The sequence below is a fragment of the Phenylobacterium sp. genome (assembly GCF_041916435.1).
Taxonomy (GTDB): Bacteria; Pseudomonadota; Alphaproteobacteria; order Caulobacterales; family Caulobacteraceae; genus Phenylobacterium.
The window spans coordinates 397,554-411,979 of record NZ_JAYRZM010000006.1; the positions used below are offsets into that span (position 1 = coordinate 397,554).

18 protein-coding genes are annotated in these 14,426 nt (G+C 71.4%); 5 read left to right on the forward strand and 13 right to left on the reverse strand.

Annotated features, from left to right (window positions below):
- Nucleotides 1-37: 37 nt before the first annotated feature.
- The 7 genes from ACE3TA_RS18800 to ACE3TA_RS18830 all read right to left on the reverse strand — a co-directional run bounded on the left by ACE3TA_RS18800 (nucleotide 38) and on the right by ACE3TA_RS18830 (nucleotide 5,765).
- Nucleotides 38-433: a hypothetical protein gene (locus ACE3TA_RS18800; protein WP_374575858.1), complete on the reverse strand. Its 396-nt coding sequence runs from the start codon at nucleotides 431-433 to the stop codon at nucleotides 38-40.
- Nucleotides 434-513: 80 nt separating this feature from the next.
- Nucleotides 514-1,410, reverse strand: coding sequence for an alpha/beta fold hydrolase (locus ACE3TA_RS18805; RefSeq protein WP_374575859.1), 897 nt, complete (start codon nucleotides 1,408-1,410; stop codon nucleotides 514-516).
- 132 nt (nucleotides 1,411-1,542) lie between these two features.
- Nucleotides 1,543-3,165: a long-chain fatty acid--CoA ligase gene (locus ACE3TA_RS18810; protein WP_374575860.1), complete on the reverse strand. Its 1,623-nt coding sequence runs from the start codon at nucleotides 3,163-3,165 to the stop codon at nucleotides 1,543-1,545.
- A gap of 85 nt (nucleotides 3,166-3,250) precedes the next feature.
- The gene (locus tag ACE3TA_RS18815; protein WP_374575861.1) at nucleotides 3,251-4,054 is read right to left on the reverse strand and encodes an FkbM family methyltransferase; all 804 of its coding nucleotides are present in this window, start codon (nucleotides 4,052-4,054) and stop codon (nucleotides 3,251-3,253) included.
- 27 nt (nucleotides 4,055-4,081) lie between these two features.
- Nucleotides 4,082-4,840: a bifunctional 2-polyprenyl-6-hydroxyphenol methylase/3-demethylubiquinol 3-O-methyltransferase UbiG gene (ubiG, locus tag ACE3TA_RS18820; RefSeq protein WP_374575862.1), complete on the reverse strand. Its 759-nt coding sequence runs from the start codon at nucleotides 4,838-4,840 to the stop codon at nucleotides 4,082-4,084.
- Nucleotides 4,841-4,897: 57 nt separating this feature from the next.
- Nucleotides 4,898-5,281: a type II toxin-antitoxin system VapC family toxin gene (locus tag ACE3TA_RS18825; protein WP_374575863.1), complete on the reverse strand. Its 384-nt coding sequence runs from the start codon at nucleotides 5,279-5,281 to the stop codon at nucleotides 4,898-4,900.
- Nucleotides 5,274-5,765 carry an AbrB/MazE/SpoVT family DNA-binding domain-containing protein gene (locus ACE3TA_RS18830; RefSeq protein WP_374575864.1) on the reverse strand — a complete coding sequence of 164 codons (492 nt, stop codon included), beginning with the start codon at nucleotides 5,763-5,765 and terminating at the stop codon, nucleotides 5,274-5,276. Before ACE3TA_RS18830 ends, ACE3TA_RS18825 begins: the two co-directional genes overlap by 8 nt.
- A 141-nt stretch (nucleotides 5,766-5,906) precedes the next feature.
- Here ACE3TA_RS18830 and ACE3TA_RS18835 point away from each other — a divergent pair, with 141 nt between their 5' ends.
- Nucleotides 5,907-7,157 carry an aspartate kinase gene (locus ACE3TA_RS18835; RefSeq protein ID WP_374575865.1) on the forward strand — a complete coding sequence of 417 codons (1,251 nt, stop codon included), beginning with the start codon at nucleotides 5,907-5,909 and terminating at the stop codon, nucleotides 7,155-7,157.
- On the opposite strand, the gene ACE3TA_RS18840 is transcribed toward ACE3TA_RS18835, so the two are convergent.
- Entirely contained in the window at nucleotides 7,154-8,578 is a 1,425-nt protein-coding gene (locus ACE3TA_RS18840; protein WP_374575866.1) for an MFS transporter, read from the reverse strand. The genes ACE3TA_RS18835 and ACE3TA_RS18840 overlap by 4 nt on opposite strands.
- A 72-nt stretch (nucleotides 8,579-8,650) precedes the next feature.
- On the opposite strand from ACE3TA_RS18840, the gene ACE3TA_RS18845 reads away from it, so the two are divergent.
- A complete protein-coding gene (locus tag ACE3TA_RS18845; protein ID WP_374575867.1) occupies nucleotides 8,651-9,274 on the forward strand; it encodes a helix-turn-helix transcriptional regulator in 624 nt (207 codons plus the stop codon).
- Nucleotides 9,275-9,284: 10 nt separating this feature from the next.
- Here the strand turns inward: ACE3TA_RS18845 and ACE3TA_RS18850 are convergent, their stop codons facing one another.
- From ACE3TA_RS18850 to ACE3TA_RS18870, 5 genes are all read right to left on the reverse strand, one after another.
- Nucleotides 9,285-9,809, reverse strand: a complete 525-nt coding sequence (locus ACE3TA_RS18850; RefSeq protein WP_374575868.1) for an SRPBCC family protein — start codon at nucleotides 9,807-9,809, stop codon at nucleotides 9,285-9,287.
- A gap of 10 nt (nucleotides 9,810-9,819) precedes the next feature.
- Nucleotides 9,820-10,245 carry a VOC family protein gene (locus ACE3TA_RS18855; protein ID WP_374575869.1) on the reverse strand — a complete coding sequence of 142 codons (426 nt, stop codon included), beginning with the start codon at nucleotides 10,243-10,245 and terminating at the stop codon, nucleotides 9,820-9,822.
- A 92-nt stretch (nucleotides 10,246-10,337) separates the two neighbouring features.
- The gene (locus ACE3TA_RS18860; RefSeq protein WP_374575870.1) at nucleotides 10,338-11,591 is read right to left on the reverse strand and encodes an RNA polymerase sigma factor; all 1,254 of its coding nucleotides are present in this window, start codon (nucleotides 11,589-11,591) and stop codon (nucleotides 10,338-10,340) included.
- The gene (locus ACE3TA_RS18865; protein ID WP_374575871.1) at nucleotides 11,588-11,959 is read right to left on the reverse strand and encodes a YciI family protein; all 372 of its coding nucleotides are present in this window, start codon (nucleotides 11,957-11,959) and stop codon (nucleotides 11,588-11,590) included. Before ACE3TA_RS18865 ends, ACE3TA_RS18860 begins: the two co-directional genes overlap by 4 nt.
- A gap of 122 nt (nucleotides 11,960-12,081) precedes the next feature.
- Nucleotides 12,082-12,786 carry a YceI family protein gene (locus tag ACE3TA_RS18870; protein ID WP_374575872.1) on the reverse strand — a complete coding sequence of 235 codons (705 nt, stop codon included), beginning with the start codon at nucleotides 12,784-12,786 and terminating at the stop codon, nucleotides 12,082-12,084.
- 123 nt (nucleotides 12,787-12,909) lie between these two features.
- On the opposite strand from ACE3TA_RS18870, the gene ACE3TA_RS18875 reads away from it, so the two are divergent.
- From ACE3TA_RS18875 to ACE3TA_RS18885, 3 genes are read left to right on the forward strand one after another with little or no spacing between them, the layout of a single operon-like run.
- Nucleotides 12,910-13,254 (forward strand): ArsR/SmtB family transcription factor, encoded by a 345-nt coding sequence (locus ACE3TA_RS18875; protein ID WP_374575873.1) that lies wholly within the window; start codon nucleotides 12,910-12,912, stop codon nucleotides 13,252-13,254.
- An 11-nt stretch (nucleotides 13,255-13,265) separates the two neighbouring features.
- Nucleotides 13,266-13,724 carry an SRPBCC family protein gene (locus ACE3TA_RS18880; protein WP_374575874.1) on the forward strand — a complete coding sequence of 153 codons (459 nt, stop codon included), beginning with the start codon at nucleotides 13,266-13,268 and terminating at the stop codon, nucleotides 13,722-13,724.
- An 8-nt stretch (nucleotides 13,725-13,732) separates the two neighbouring features.
- Nucleotides 13,733-14,395, forward strand: coding sequence for a glutathione S-transferase family protein (locus tag ACE3TA_RS18885; protein WP_374575875.1), 663 nt, complete (start codon nucleotides 13,733-13,735; stop codon nucleotides 14,393-14,395).
- Nucleotides 14,396-14,426: the final 31 nt, after the last annotated feature.

Below are 14,426 nucleotides of genomic sequence, written 5' to 3' on the forward strand. Positions count from 1 at the left end.
GGAACGATCCCCGGGCCTCTGAGCCGCCCGAGCCGCCCTAGTGCTCGGCGCCGGCCAGGATCTCGGCCCTGGTCTGGCTGGAGACAAGCACGCCGTCGCTGAGCTTCAGGGTGCTGGCGGGCACGGTCGCCCACTTGTTCGCGCCGAGGTCGAGCGTCACGGTTTCGGCCGCGCCGGAGGCGGCGGGCTTGACCTTGGCGATCTTGCCGATGCTCACGCCGGCCGCGTCGCGCACGGCCGCCCCGGCGCGCAGATCGGCCATGCCCACGACGCCGGAGGTGTCGGTCGCCGCGCCCGTGGCGGCCTTCGGCGCCGGATCGCCGGCCATGGCCCCCGTGTCGGAGCTGGACATCGCCCCGGCGGCTTCCTGGGCGAAGGCGGGAACGGCGAAGAGCGTGGACGCGGCGGCGGCGATGAGGAGCTTGCTAGCCATTGGACGTGTCTCCCTGGTGGCTGGTTGGCCCCCTCCCGAGAACGCCCTTCACAACTGCGAGAGCAGCGCCAGGGTTCCCTTCAGGCCCCAACCATGTCGGCCGAACGGCGGGCCAGCGGCCGCCATCCGCTCCACGCCCGCAGCGACGGCCAGGGCGAGCGCGGGGCCGCCCGCGGCGGGATGCAGCCCTCGATCGCCGCGATCAGCGCCTCGGTGGGACCGTCGTTCAGGAAGTGGTTGGCGCCCTCCACCCGCTCGAAGCGCATCGGAAGCCGCGTGCGCGTCTCGCGCACCAGCCGCTCGGCGATCTCGATCGGGGCGAAGTCGTCCTCCTCGCCATGGATCACGTGGATGGGGATGCGCAGGCTCGCCAGGGCGCGCCGCGCCCGGTCCAGTTGCGCCGGCTGGCCGCTCACCTCGCGCACGGCGTTGCGCAGGTCGCGCGGCAGCACCTTCAGCATCATCGCGCCCACGTCCACCAGCCAGCGGGCCGTCGGGCCGGGCTCGCCGAAGTAGCCGCTCATCAGCACCAGGCCCGCCACCTTGCCCGGATGGGCCGCGGCCATCACCGAGGCGATCGCCGCGCCGTAGGACTGGCCCACCAGCAGGATCTTCTGGCCGCGCTCCGCCTTCAGCAGCGGCGCCAGAGCCTCGGCCTGCAGCACGATGTCGCCCACCGCCGTCGCCGGCTCCGAGGCGCCGTAGCCGGGCCGGTCCACCGCCGTCATCTCCCGCTCGGGCCCCAGGGCCGCGAGGGCCGGGGCCCAGTACTCGGCCCAGGAGGGCGCGCCGGTGATCACCACGATCTTCCAGGGGGCGGGCGTCTCGCGCGGCGTGGTCAGCGCCGAGAGCGTCCAGCCCAGGCCGCCGCCGGCCTGAAAGGCGACGCGCCTGACCGCGCGCTCGCCGAAGGTCTCAGCCGTGGGCGCGTGCTCGGCCCGTCCAGTCAGGGCGCACTCCACGCACGCCCAACCCATCTCCAACACGCCTCGCGGGCGTCTGCGCGCCACAGTGCGGCCTCCGTCGACCTATCCCGCAACGCACAACGCGGCAGACGCGCCAAGGTTCGACCGCGTCGCAGAATGAGACGCAGGCGTGGCGCCGGCGCCTCAGGACTTGGCCGGGACCACCGTCTCGCGCAGCTCGCGCTTGAGCACCTTGCCGGTGGGCCCGATCGGCAGGGCCTCGACGATGCGCACCTCGTCGGGCGTCCACCACTTGGCGACGCGCTCGGCCACGTGCGCCTTCAGCTCCTCCGGATCGGCCGAGAAGCCGGGCCTGAGCGCCACCAGCAGCAGCGGCCGCTCGTCCCACTTCGGATGCGGCACGCCGATGGCCGCGGCCATGGCCACCGCCGGGTGCGAGGAGACCGCGTCCTCCAGGTCCAGGGTGGAGATCCATTCGCCGCCGGACTTGATGACGTCCTTGGCCCGGTCGGTGAGCCGCAGGTAGCCCTCCGCGTCGATGGTGGCGATGTCGCCGGTGTCGAACCAGCCGTCGTCGGTGAAGGCCTGCGCGCCGTCGCCCTTGAAGTAGGACGAGGCCACCCAGGGCCCGCGCACCTGCAGGCGGCCGGCGCTCTTGCCGTCGCGCGGCAGCTCGTCGCCGCTCTGGTCGTCGATGATGCGCAGCTCCACGCCCCACAGGCCGCGGCCGGCCTTGAGCTTGCGCGCGACCGCCGCGTCGGCGCTCTCGCCCGCGTGGCGCGGCAAGGGGGTGTTGATCACGCCCATGGGGCTCGTCTCGGTCATGCCCCAGATCTGGCGCACGGTCGCGCCCAGGCTCTCCTCCACCCGCCGCACCAGCGAGGCGGTGGGCGCCGAGCCGCCGATGCAGACGTTGCGCACGCTGGTCAGCCGCCCGCCGGTCTGGTCCAGGTGGTCCAGCACCCCCACCCAGATGGTGGGCACGCCCAAGAGGAAGCTCGCCTGCTCGGCCACCGCCAGCTCGCATACCGACGGGCCGTCCAGATGCCGGCCCGGCAGCACCAGCTTGGCCCCCACCAGCGGGGCGGCGTAGGGCGTGCACCAGGCGTTGGCGTGGTACATCTGGGCGCAGGGCAGCACCACGTCGCGGGCCGACAGGTCGAAACAGTCCGGCATGGTCGTGGCCATGGCATGCAGCACCGTCGAGCGGTGGCCGTAGAGCACGCCCTTGGGATTGCCCGTGGTGCCGGAGGTGTAGCAGAGGCCGGACGCGCTCTTCTCGTCCAGGTCGGGCCAGCCGAAGTCCGGCGAGTTGAGCCGGATCAGCTCCTCGTAGACCAGCGAGCCGGCCGGCGCCTCGGCCGGCACGTGCTCCAGGTCGGTCATGGCCACGAAGGTCTTCACCGTCGGCATGCGGTCCTTCAGCTCGGCCACCAGCCCGGCGAAGCTGATGTCGTAGAACAGCACCGTGTCCTCGGCGTGGCCCGCCACCCAGGCCACCTGGTCCGGGTGCAGCCGCGGATTGATCGTGTGCACGATCGCGCCGACGCCGGGCACGGCGTAGTAGAGCTCGAAGTGGCGGTGGGTGCTCCAGGCCAGGGTGGCCACCCGGTCGCCGGGCTTCACCCCCAGGCCGACCAGGGCGTTGGCCATGCGCTTGGCGCGCGCCAGGGCGTCGGCGTAGCCGTAGCGGTGGATCGGCCCCTCCACCGTGCGCGTCACCACCTCGGTGTCCGGATGGTAGAGCGCCGCGTACTCCAGGATCGACGGCAGGTTCAGCGGCCGATCCATCATCAGGGCCTGCATACGCGACCTCCTCCCTTATCGTTGATCAGGCGGACCCTAGAAGCGCGCGGGGAACAACGCCAGGGGCGCCGCCCTCAGGCCGCCCTCAAGCCGCCATGCGCGCCTTGAACACCCCGTCGGGCAGCCACGGGATGCGCGAGGGATGGACGAAGAAGTAGTCCTTCCAGCGCACGCCGGCCTCGACAGAGTCGCACTCCTCCAGCCGGTCGCCGTTCAGGCCGAACATGCGGTAGCCGCGCGACAGGAACAGGTCCACCACCGCCTGGGCCGAGCCGCCGAAGCGCTCCTGCAGCATCATCGGATGGATCTCGATCAGCACGTGCGGGTGGTCGCGCTCGATCACGCCCAGGGCGCCGGAGAGCGCCATCTGCTCGGCGCCCTCGACGTCCATTCGGATGAAGTCGACGTAGGCCACGCCGTTCTCGGCGCAGTACTCGTCGAGCGCCACCACCCTGGCCGGCTCCACCTGGGCGCCCATGTCGTCCAGGTCCGGCCGCACCGGGCCCTTGGGCACGGATTCGGCGACGAAGGCGAAGGCCCGGCCGAGCCGCCCGGAGGTCTTCATCGGCGTCACCAGCAGGGCGTCGCCCGGCTTGTCGGCCACCGCCGCGTTCACCGGCGTCACCCGGTCGGCGATGCCGTGCCAGGCCAGGCAGGTCTTCAGGACCTCGAAGGTGAAGCTCGACGGCTCGAAGGCGTAGATGCGCGCCTTTGGCGCGACCTGGGTCATCACGTAGCAGTGGCGTCCATCGCTGGCGCCGATGTGCAGGCACACCGGCTCGCCGCTCAGCAGGTCCGCCAGGTAGGGCGTCTCGGGCTCGTGCTTGGCCCAGCGCAGATTGCGTCGCCAGGCTCGGAAGGCGTGGCCGAGCACGCGAAGCGAAGCCATGGATGCTCCTTTGACCCTGACGCCTGTTTAGGACGCGTCGCGGGCCACCGTCACCATGTAGTTGATGTCGCAGTCGGATGAGCGGATCCAGCGTCCGGCGAGCGGCTGGAAGACCACGCCGAACGGCCCGTCCACGGTCACCGCCTCGCCCGTCAGGAAGCCGCGCAGCTCCTCCGGCTTGAGGAACTTCTTCCAGTCGTGCGTGCCCGCCGGCACCCAGCCCAGCACGTATTCGGCGCCCACCTTGGCCAGCGCCAGGGCCTTGAGCGTGCGGTTCAGCGTGGCCACGATCATCAGCCCGCCCGGCGCCAGGAGGCGCGCGCAGGTGCGCAGGAACTCGCCCGGGTCGGCCACGTGCTCGATCACCTCCATGTTGAGGATCACGTCGAACGGCCCGTCACCCTCGGCCAGCAGCGCTTCGGCCGTGGCGCAGCGGAAGTCGATGGAAAGGCCCTGTTCGGCCGCGTGGGTCGAGGCCGTGCCGATGTTCCGCTCCGAGGCGTCCACCGCCGTCACCGAAAAGCCCAGCCGGGCCATGGGCTCGGAGAGCAGGCCCCCGCCGCAGCCGATGTCCAGCAGCCTCAGCCCCTCGAACGGCGCGCGCGCCGCGCCGTCGCGGCCGAACCGCGCCAAGGCCTGCTCGCGAATGAACGCCAGGCGCACCGGATTGAACACGTGCAGCGGGGCGAACTTGCCCTTGGGATCCCACCACTCGGCGGCGATGCGGGAGAAGCGCTCGACCTCGGCGGGATCGACGCTGGAACGGGCCTTGGCGGTGGCGGTCATGACGCCCTCAATAGCTCCCCGCGCCGTCCGTGCGAAGTCCGGCGCTGCAGGCGCGGGCTATCGGATCAGACGCACCTCCACGCCCACGTCCACCGCGCCCCAGGCGCGATCGGCGGTGAGCGCTGCGGCGCCTTCCCGCCTGGCCAGGGCCAGACATGCGCGATCGCCGAGCGACAGGCCGTGCCGGCGGGTCCGCCCCCTCAGGGCGCCGGCCTCCAGCGCCAAGCCCTCGTCGAACGGTTCGACATGGAAGGCCGCCGCCCGCACGATCTCCACCGCCCCGGCGGGCTCGACGCCCCGATCGATCAGCTTGGCCACCACCTCGGCCAGATTGACGGCGGAGATGACGCAATCCGCCAATCGCTCGCCCACATCCTCGCCGCCGGGCTCCGCCTCGATCCAGGCGAGCACGGCCGAGGCGTCCAGCACCAGGTCACTCATCGTCGAGCTCGCGGCGGACCTCGGCCCTGCGGTCGGCGATCAGCTCGTCGACCATGCTGGGACCGCCCGGCGGCAGCAGACGCCGGGCCAGCTCACGCGCGCGGCGGGCCGAGGTCGCTCCCGCGATCAGTTCGATGCTCTCGCCCTCCAGCCGCCCCATCACGACCGAGCCGGGCTTCAGCCCCCACGCGTCGATCACCTGCCGCGGCAGCGCGAGCCGGCCTTGGGCGTCCATCTCCATGCGGAAGACGCCGCCCCCGCGCCACTGGGTGGGATGGACATCGGCCCGGAACGGCGCGGCGTCGCCCTCCGACACGCCTGAAGAGGCGGCCGCCTTGTCGCCTTCCAGCACGTTGCGGACATGCTGGTAGCGCTTGCCCAGCAAGCGCGCGATCTCGGCGCGCGGATAGCCGGCGCGGTCGAGCGCGCGGATCTTGTCGGCGACGGTCGCCTGGGCGCCGACGATCTCTTCGGCGGTGGTCATGTCGAAGCTCGTTCGGACAGGTAGTTAGGCATGTATGTACGTAGGCCGCCGCCTGATCGCGGTCAAGCGCATTGCCCCCTCGCCCCGGCCTCGCTATTAGGCGCGCTTTCCCCTCCCCATCGAGGAGCCTGCTAGCCCGTCATGTCACGGCTGGTGATGAAATTCGGCGGCACGTCGGTCGCCGACCTGGAGCGTATCCGGCGCGTGGGCCGGCTGGTCGCCGCCGAGGTCGAGGCTGGCCACAAGGTGGCCGTGGTGGTCTCGGCCATGGCCGGCAAGACCAATGAGCTGGTGGCCTGGACCGACGCGGCCGGCGCCGCGGCCCAGGGCCTGACGCCCTCCGACGACGAGTACGACACGGTCGTGGCCTCCGGCGAGCAGGTGACCGCCGGGCTCCTGGCCATGGTCCTGCGCAACATGGGCCTGCGCGCCCGCTCCTGGATGGGCTGGCAGATTCCGATCATCGCCGACGACGCCCACGGCCGCGCGCGCATCGACGACGTCCCGCCGGAGAAGCTCGCCGCGGCGATGGACGGCGGCGAGATCGCCGTGATCGCCGGCTTCCAGGGCGTGACCCGCAACGGGCGCATCGCCACCCTGGGCCGTGGCGGCTCAGACACCAGCGCCGTGGCCGTGGCCGCCGCCGTCAAGGCCGAGCGCTGCGACATCTACACCGACGTGGACGGGGTCTACACCACCGACCCGCGCATCGAGACCAAGGCCAGGAAGCTCGCCAAGATCTCCTACGAGGAGATGCTGGAGATGGCCTCCCTGGGCGCCAAGGTGCTGCAGACCCGCTCGGTCGAGCTGGCGATGTCGCAGCACGTGCCCGTGCGCGTCCTTTCAAGTTTCGTCGAACCGGGCGAGGCGCCCGGCCAAGGCACCATCGTGTGCGACGAGGAAGAGATCATGGAAAAGCGGATCGTCAGCGGCGTGGCCTACAGCCGCGATGAGGCCAAGATCAGCCTGTTCGGCCTGCCCGACCATCCGGGCGTGTCCTCGGAGATCTTCGGCCGCCTGGCCGACGCCAACGTCAACGTGGACATGATCGTCCAGAGCCACGCGCGCACGCGGAACACGGCCAACATGGAGTTCACCGTGGGCAAGCGCGACGCCGCCCGCGCCGTAGAGATCGTGCGCGCCGCCCAGAAGGAGATCGGCTTCGAGGACGTTGCCGTGAACGAGGACGTGGCCAAGGTCTCGGTGATCGGCGTCGGCATGCGCAGCCATGCGGGCGTGGCCAAGACCATGTTCAGCGCGCTCGCCGACAAGGGTGTGAACATCCAGGTGATCTCGACCTCCGAGATCAAGATCAGCGTGCTGATCGACGCGGCCTACACGGAGCTGGCCGTGCGCGCCCTGCACGGCGCCTACGGCCTGGACCAGCTCTAGGCGGCGGGCGCGGCCTGGTCGGGCGCCGGTTCGGCCCTGGCGGCGGCCAGCCGCCCGGCCGTCCACACGCCCAGCGCGGCCACCGGCAGCACCGCCACGAACACCCAGAAGCTGACCGCCTCGGCCACCTGGGCGGTCACGCCCTCGGCGAAGCCCAGCATGTTGGCGACCACGGCCGCCAGCGCCGCGCCGGCCGCCCCGCCGGTCAGCCGCACGGTCATGATCGCCGCCGAGCCGATGGCCCGCTCGCCGATGGGCAGGGCGGTGATCACCTTCTGGCTCATGAAGGCCGAGGACAGGCCGAAGCCCGCGCCCAGCAGCCCCGCCCCGGCCACCACCGCCGGCAGCGGCCAGTGGCCGAACGCCAGGGCGCACAGCCCGAGCCCGGCCGTCACCAGCACCGCCCCAATGAAGATCAGCCGGTCGGGCCAGCGCCCGGCCAGGTGCGCCACCGGCAGGGCCGCGCCGGTCCAGGCCATGGCCTCCACCGCGATCACGTAGCCGGCCTCCAGCGCCGAATAGCCGCGCAGGGTCTGCAGCACCACCGGGCCGTAGACCGAAAAGCCCATGGAGGCGGCGGTGGTCAGGAACATGGTGGCGTAGCCCGCGCCGGGGATCGCCCGGAGGTCGGCCGAGCCGATCGGCAGCAGGCGCGCGGCCTGGGTCGCGTCGAACCGCACCGTGACGGCCAGCAGCACCACGCCCGCCGCCGTCAGCAGCCCCGCCACCAGCACCTCGCCGGCCACGTCGGCGTAGCCGATCGCCGAGATCGCCAGGGCCACCATGACGAGCTGCGGCCAGGCCACCGCCGCGCCCTCGTCGGCGTCGCCCTTCGGCAGGAGCTTCAGCGCCACCAGGGCCACCGCCGCGGCTTGGGCGGCGAAGAACCAGAACACCCATCGCCAGGCGCCGGCGTCGGCGAACAGCCCGCCCAGCAGCGGGCTGATCAGGGTGGCGATCCCCCAGATCGAGGTGGAGGCCGCATAGACCCTGGCCAGGGTCCGGTCGGGAAACAGCAGGCCGATCGCCACCGAGCAGAAGCCGATCACCCAGCCGCCGCCGACGCCCTGCATGATGCGGCCGGCCAGGAAGCCCATGATCTCCGGCGCGGCGGCGCTCAGCGCGCAGCCGGCGGCGTAGAGCAGCGCCGCTCCGGCCATGGCCCGGCGCAGGCCGAACCGCTGGGCCAGGAGGCCCGCGCTCGCCCCCGCCAGCACCGAGCCCAGCAGGAACCCGGCCGTCGCCCAGCCGAAGAAGGCGTAGCCGCCCAGCGCCTTGCCGACGCTGGGCATGATGGTGGCGGTCACCAGCGAGTCGGCGGCGTTCAGCCACACGCCCAGGCAGATCAGCGCGAACAGCGGCAGGCGGCCCTCGCTGAGGACGTCGGCCCACCCGCCGTCCGCCGTCGCCGCCTTGGTCATCGAATCCTCCCGCGCCATCGCCGAGCGATCCCTAGACAGTCGCGGCTATTTTTGCAATCAACTGCTTGTCAAATGCGCACGACCGCCGACGACATCCTGCTGCACCTGAAGATGCGCGGCCCCGCCCCGGCCGGCGCGCTGGCCGAGCGCCTGGGCGTCACGCGCCAGGCGGTGCGCCAGCAGGTGGAGAAGCTGGCCGCCGAGGGGCTGGTGGAGGCGATCCCCGACCATGCCGGCGGCGTCGGCCGCCCGGGCCAGGCCTGGTCGCTCACACCGGCCGGCCACGCCCGCTTCCCCGACACCCACGCCCAGATGACGGTCGAGCTCGTCGAGGCGGTGCGCGCCGAGTTCGGCCAGGACGGTCTGGACCGGCTGGTGGCGCGGCGCGAACGGGCCGCCGCGGCGGCCTATGCGGCGGCCCTGGACGGCGCGCGCCAGATGGAGGCCCGGCTCGACCGGCTGGTCGAGCTGCGCAGCGCCGAAGGCTACATGGCCGAGTGGCGGCGCGAGCCGGACGGCGCCTGGCTGCTGGTCGAGAACCACTGCCCGATCTGCGCGGCGGCCACGGCCTGCCAGGGGTTCTGCCGCGCCGAGCTCTCGCTCTTCCGCCAGATGCTGGCGCCGGCCAGGGTCGAGCGCGCCGACCACATCCTGGCCGGCGCGCGCCGCTGCGCCTATCGGGTCACGGTGGATTAGGAGATCGCGCTCAGCCCTCCGCCTCAGCCTTCAGGTCCTTCAGGCCCTGCTCGAAGCTGCCGCCCACTACCTTGTCCATGCTGAAGAAGACGCTCATCAGCTTGGAGACGAAGCTCATCGGCCCGTACATGGCCCAGGTCACCGTGGTGGTTCCGCCGTTGGGCTGGAGGGTGAACTCGGCGGTGTTCACCGTCTTCATGGGCCGGGTGAACTCCAGGCGGATCAGCACCTTCGCCTCAGGCTCGGCGCGGGTGATGATCATGTTCCCGGCGCCGGCCTTCCGGCCGTCCCAGGCGTAGGTCGCCCCCTCCCCGGCCTCCGGGCCGCCGTAGACGCGCTTCAGGTCCGCGTCGATCGTCTCGAAGGGCGACCAGTCGCTCCAGCGGCGGAAGTCGGCGATCAGGCCGTAGATCTTCTGCGGCGGCGCCTTGATGGCGATCGAGCGCTGCACGCGGAAACTGTCGGGCCGGGTGGCGGCGTAGGCCAGCAGCCCCGCCACGCCGAGCGCGACGGCGATCAGAACGATCTTCAGCATCGCCTCGTCCTCAATCCCACTTGGGCGGTTGGAACTCGGCCACGGTCTGGCCCATCGACCATTGCACGCCGAAGGGGTCCTTCAGCACGCCGTAGCGGTCGCCCCAGAACATCTGCTGCACCGGGCTGACGACCGTCGCGCCGGCGTCCGCGGCCCGCTTCCACCAGGCGTCGATGTCGTCCACCTGCAGGTGCAGGGTCAGGTTGGCCGGCGCCTCGCGGCTCATGCCCATCTCCGGGAAGATGTCGCTGATCAACAGGTCGCCGCCGTTGATCCGAAGCTGGCAGTGCAGCAGGCGCTTTCCGTCCTTGTCGGGCAAGCGCATCTGCTCGCTCGCGCCGAAGGCGCGCTGGTAGAACGCCGAGGCTTCGGCGGCCCCGTCGATGTTGACGTAGGCGGTGAGCCCGCCCACCGGCTTGGGCGTGTTCTGCGGCATTGACGTCTCCTCGGTCTGAATCGCCGGCCGGCGCCGGCCTTCACTGCAAGGACGCGCGGGCGGGCGCGGTCCCGACAGGAGGAGCGCGTTTTTCAGCCGGCCGCGCCCTCGCCGGCCAGGCGGTCCAGATGCATGCGGATGTGCGAGGCCTCGGCCGGCGTGTTGGCCAGGGCGATGGCCCGTCCGAAGGCTTCGCGCGCCTCGGCCGCGCGGCCGAGCTGCATCAGATAGGCGCCGCGCGCGCCGTGATAGTGGAAGTAGCCGGAAAGCCGGTTCGCCAGCGGCTCGATCATCTCCAACGCGGCCTGCGGGCCGGCCGTCTTGCCGACGGCCACGGCCCGGTTCAGCGTCACCACCGGCGAGGGCTCCAGGTGCTCCAAGAGGGCGTAGAGCCGCTCGATGTTGGTCCAGTCGGTGTCCTCGGCGCGCGCCGCCCGCGCGTGCATCGAGGCGATCGCCGCCTGCACCTGATAGACGCCGGCCCGGCGGTGGCGCATGGCCTTGTCGATCAGCGCCAGCCCCTCGGCGATCAGGTCGCGGTTCCACAGCGAACGGTCCTGGTCGTCCAGCAGGACGATCTCGCCCTCGGCGTCGAAGCGGGCCCGCGCCCGCGAATGCTGCAGCAGCATCAGGGCGGTCAGCCCCATGATCTCCGGCTCGGCCGGGAACATGCGCAGCAAGAGCCGCGACAGGCGGATCGCCTCCTCGCAGAGCGAGCCCTTGGCGGCGGCCTCGGCCGCGCCAGCCGAATAGCCCTCGTTGAACACCAGGTAGATCATGGCCGCCACCACGCCCACCCGCTCGGACCGCTCCACCGGCCCGGGCGTCTCGAAGGCCACGCCCGCGCCGGCCGCCAGGCGCTTGGCCCGGGTGATGCGCTGCTCCATGGCCGCCTCGCTCACCAGGAAGGCCCTCGCGATCTGGCGCACCGAAAGCCCGGAGACGATGCGCAGGGCCAGGGCGATCTGCTGGGTGGCCGGCAGGTCAGGGTGGCAGCAGATGAACAGGAGCCGAAGCACGTCGTCGCGATAGTGCGAGCCGTCCAGGCTCTCGGCGACGGCGGTCTCGGCGTCCTCCAGGTCGGAGAGTTGGTCCTCGTCCGGCAGGGCGGTCAGCCGCTTGGCCCGGCGCGAGGCGTCGATGGCCGCGTTGCGGCCCACCATGATCAGCCAGGCGGCCGGATCGCGCGGCGGCCCGTTCACCGGCCACTTCTTCAGCGCGCGCAGGCAGGCGTCCTGATAGGCCTCCTCGGCCGTGTCCAGGTCACGGAAGTAGCGCAAGAGCGCGCCCACGGCCTGGGGCCGGGCGGCGGTGAGCGCCGCTTCGATCCAGGCCAGTTCGCTCATTTGATCTCCGTTCCCGGTACGAACAGGGCCAGCGGCCGCACCTCGTAGGCGCCGCCCGGATTGGCCTTGGTCAGCTCGCGGCAGACGTCCAGCGCCTCCTCCAGGTTCTCCACGTCGATGATGTAGAAGCCCAGAAGCTGCTCCTTGGTCTCGGCGTAGGGGCCGTCGACCACGACGGGCGGGTCGGAGTTCTTGCGCAGGGTGGTGGCCGCCGTGGTGGGCAACAGGCGGATGCCCGCCCCGAACTTGCCCTGCTCCATCAGCTTGTCGTGCACCACGCCAAGCCGGGCCATCACCGCGTCGTCCTCCTCCTTGGTCCAGGACCAGACGACGTCCTCGTCGTTGTAGCAAAGCACGGCGTACTGCATCGAAGGCTCCTTCCTGCTTCCCCCAAAGGACGGGCGACTATGCCCGCCTCCGACAGGGCGCGCGAGATTCCCCTGGAGCGCGGTCCGCGATAGCGGACGCCGGTCTTGCGATCAGGCCGCGCTCAATCCTTTGAATTGGAGTCGCCGGCGGCCTTGGGGATCGGCCGGGTGAACTCGGCCTCGATGTGGAAGCTCACCGGATCGCCGACGCCGAAGGTCGAGCCCTTGGGCGGCACGCCGTAGCCCATGCCGAACTCCGAGCGGTTGAGCACGCCGTCCGCGGAAAACCCGATGCGCGAGCCGGCCGGGTCCATGCCGTTGCCGGCGTAGCCGCCGTTGAACGTCGCCTTCAGCGTCACCGGCCTGGTCACCCCGTGCAGGCTGAAGTCGCCGGTCACGTCCGCCGTGGCGGGGCCGGTCATCGTCACCGAGGTCGACTTGAAGGTCATCTGCGGGAACTGGGCGGCGTTCAGCCAGTCCTTGCCGGAAAGCTGGGCGTCGAAGTCCACGTCCTTGAACGGATAGTCGGTCTGGATCGAGGCCGGATCGATGGTCGCCGTCACGCTGGAGGCGGCCGGATCGGCCGGATCGAACTTCAGCTCCGCGTCGAACCGGGTGAAGCGGGCGGTGTAGTTGGAAAGGCCCAGGTGGTTCACCCGGAACACGATGCTGCCGTGCGCCTTGTCCAGCGCATAGGTCCCGGCCGGCGCGTCGCTTTTCGGCGGCTGAGGCTGGGCCGCCTCGGGCGGGGCGGCGGCGGTCTTTTCGGCCTTCGGCGAACAGGCGGCGAGCGCGACCAGGGCGCAGGCGGCGAACAGGGGTTTCACGGCGTCTCCTCCTTAAGCGGCGTGCATGGCGATCCTAGGACGCATGAGCCGACCGGATTCCGACAGCATCATGATACTTAAGCAATAGCTTGACTATCCCCGCCAAGGCGGATACTTAAGCGCATGCCTAACCAACAGCCCTCCCTCGACCTGTTGTTCCAGGCCCTGGCCGACCCGACCCGCCGCGCGGTGGTCGAACGTCTGAGCCGGGGGCCGGCCTCGGTCAGCGAGCTGGCCGCGCCGCTGTCCATGTCCCTGCCCGCGGTGATGCAGCACCTGTCGGTGCTGGAGGCGAGCGGCCTGGTCCACTCCGAGAAGGTCGGCCGGGTGCGCACCTGCCGCATCGAGCCGGCGGCCCTGACCAGCGTCGAGCGGTGGGTCGCCGAGCGCCGGGCCGGCTGGGAGCGCCGCCTCGACCGCCTGGGCCGCTACCTGGCCGACACCGAGAACGACACCGATCCCTCCTGAGAGCCGATCCCATGACCGAGCGCACCGTCACCCACGCCATGTTCACCATCGAGCGGACCTTCCCGGCCAAGCCGGCGCGGGTCTTCAAGGCGTTCGCCGATCCGCAGGCGAAAGCCATGTGGTTCGGGGGCCCGGACGATTGGGACGAGACCGAGCGGTCGCTGGACTTCCGCGTCGGCGGCCGGGAGGTCAGCGCCGGCGGCCCGCCCGGCGGCCCGCTCCACCGGTTCGACGCGCTCTACTACGAGATCATCGAGAACGAGCGGATCATCTACGCCTACGAGATGCACCTGGGCGGCGTGCGCATCTCCGTGTCGATCGCCACCATCGAGCTGAAGCCCAGCGGCGGCGGCACGCGGTTCGTCATGACCGAGCAGGGCGCCTTCCTGGACGGCTTCGACAATCCGTCCCTGCGCGAGGAGGGCACGCTGCAACTGGTCGACGCCCTCGCCGCCTCCCTCCAGGACTGAGCCCCGCCATGCCGCTTTCCCTCTACGCCCACCCGTTCTCGTCCTACTGCCAGAAGGCGCTGATCGCCCTCTACGAGAACGCCACGCCCTTCGAGTTCCGCATGCTGGACGCCGACCATGCCGACGCCTTCGGCGAACTGGCGGCGATGTGGCCGCTGGTGAAGTTCCCGGTGCTGGTCGACGGCGCGACGCCGGTCATCGAGGCCAGCGTGATCGTCGAGCACCTGCAGGCCTTCCACCCCGGCCCGGTGAGGCTCATCCCCGACGCCCCCGAGGCGGCGCTGGAGGTCCGCTTCATGGACCGCGTGTTCGACAACTACGTCATGAACGTCCAGCAGAAGCTGGTGGAGGACGTCCTGCGCCCGGCGGACGACGTGCGCGACCCGTTCGGCGTGACCCGGGCCCGCGAGCAGTTGGAGACCATCTACGCCTGGCTCGACCAGCGCCTGGCCGGGCGGACCTGGGCCGTGGGCGAGGCCTTCTCCCTGGCCGACTGCGCCGCCGCGCCGGCCCTGTTCTACGCCGACTGGTCGCATCCGATCGATCCGCGGTTCGCCTCGCTGCGCGCCTATCGCCAGCGTCTGAACGCGCGGCCCTCCTTCGCCCGCTGCATCGACGAGGCCCGTCCGCACCGCCCGCTCTTCCCGCTTGGCGCGCCCGATCGAGACTGACTCAATCCAGCGTCGCGAAAGCGCGACCGAC

What these genes read in the sequence shown, in the direction of transcription:
- ACE3TA_RS18800 (WP_374575858.1), bottom strand. Translation starts at nt 433, where the DNA reads ATGGCTAGCAAGCTCCTCATCGCCGCCGCCGCGTCCACGCTCTTCGCC.
- ACE3TA_RS18805 (WP_374575859.1), bottom strand. Translation starts at nt 1,410, where the DNA reads ATGGGTTGGGCGTGCGTGGAGTGCGCCCTGACTGGACGGGCCGAGCAC.
- ACE3TA_RS18810 (WP_374575860.1), bottom strand. Translation starts at nt 3,165, where the DNA reads ATGCAGGCCCTGATGATGGATCGGCCGCTGAACCTGCCGTCGATCCTG.
- ACE3TA_RS18815 (WP_374575861.1), bottom strand. Translation starts at nt 4,054, where the DNA reads ATGGCTTCGCTTCGCGTGCTCGGCCACGCCTTCCGAGCCTGGCGACGC.
- ubiG (WP_374575862.1), bottom strand. Translation starts at nt 4,840, where the DNA reads ATGACCGCCACCGCCAAGGCCCGTTCCAGCGTCGATCCCGCCGAGGTC.
- ACE3TA_RS18825 (WP_374575863.1), bottom strand. Translation starts at nt 5,281, where the DNA reads ATGAGTGACCTGGTGCTGGACGCCTCGGCCGTGCTCGCCTGGATCGAG.
- ACE3TA_RS18830 (WP_374575864.1), bottom strand. Translation starts at nt 5,765, where the DNA reads ATGACCACCGCCGAAGAGATCGTCGGCGCCCAGGCGACCGTCGCCGAC.
- ACE3TA_RS18835 (WP_374575865.1), top strand. Translation starts at nt 5,907, where the DNA reads ATGTCACGGCTGGTGATGAAATTCGGCGGCACGTCGGTCGCCGACCTG.
- ACE3TA_RS18840 (WP_374575866.1), bottom strand. Translation starts at nt 8,578, where the DNA reads ATGACCAAGGCGGCGACGGCGGACGGCGGGTGGGCCGACGTCCTCAGC.
- ACE3TA_RS18845 (WP_374575867.1), top strand. Translation starts at nt 8,651, where the DNA reads ATGCGCACGACCGCCGACGACATCCTGCTGCACCTGAAGATGCGCGGC.
- ACE3TA_RS18850 (WP_374575868.1), bottom strand. Translation starts at nt 9,809, where the DNA reads ATGCTGAAGATCGTTCTGATCGCCGTCGCGCTCGGCGTGGCGGGGCTG.
- ACE3TA_RS18855 (WP_374575869.1), bottom strand. Translation starts at nt 10,245, where the DNA reads ATGCCGCAGAACACGCCCAAGCCGGTGGGCGGGCTCACCGCCTACGTC.
- ACE3TA_RS18860 (WP_374575870.1), bottom strand. Translation starts at nt 11,591, where the DNA reads ATGAGCGAACTGGCCTGGATCGAAGCGGCGCTCACCGCCGCCCGGCCC.
- ACE3TA_RS18865 (WP_374575871.1), bottom strand. Translation starts at nt 11,959, where the DNA reads ATGCAGTACGCCGTGCTTTGCTACAACGACGAGGACGTCGTCTGGTCC.
- ACE3TA_RS18875 (WP_374575873.1), top strand. Translation starts at nt 12,910, where the DNA reads ATGCCTAACCAACAGCCCTCCCTCGACCTGTTGTTCCAGGCCCTGGCC.
- ACE3TA_RS18880 (WP_374575874.1), top strand. Translation starts at nt 13,266, where the DNA reads ATGACCGAGCGCACCGTCACCCACGCCATGTTCACCATCGAGCGGACC.
- ACE3TA_RS18885 (WP_374575875.1), top strand. Translation starts at nt 13,733, where the DNA reads ATGCCGCTTTCCCTCTACGCCCACCCGTTCTCGTCCTACTGCCAGAAG.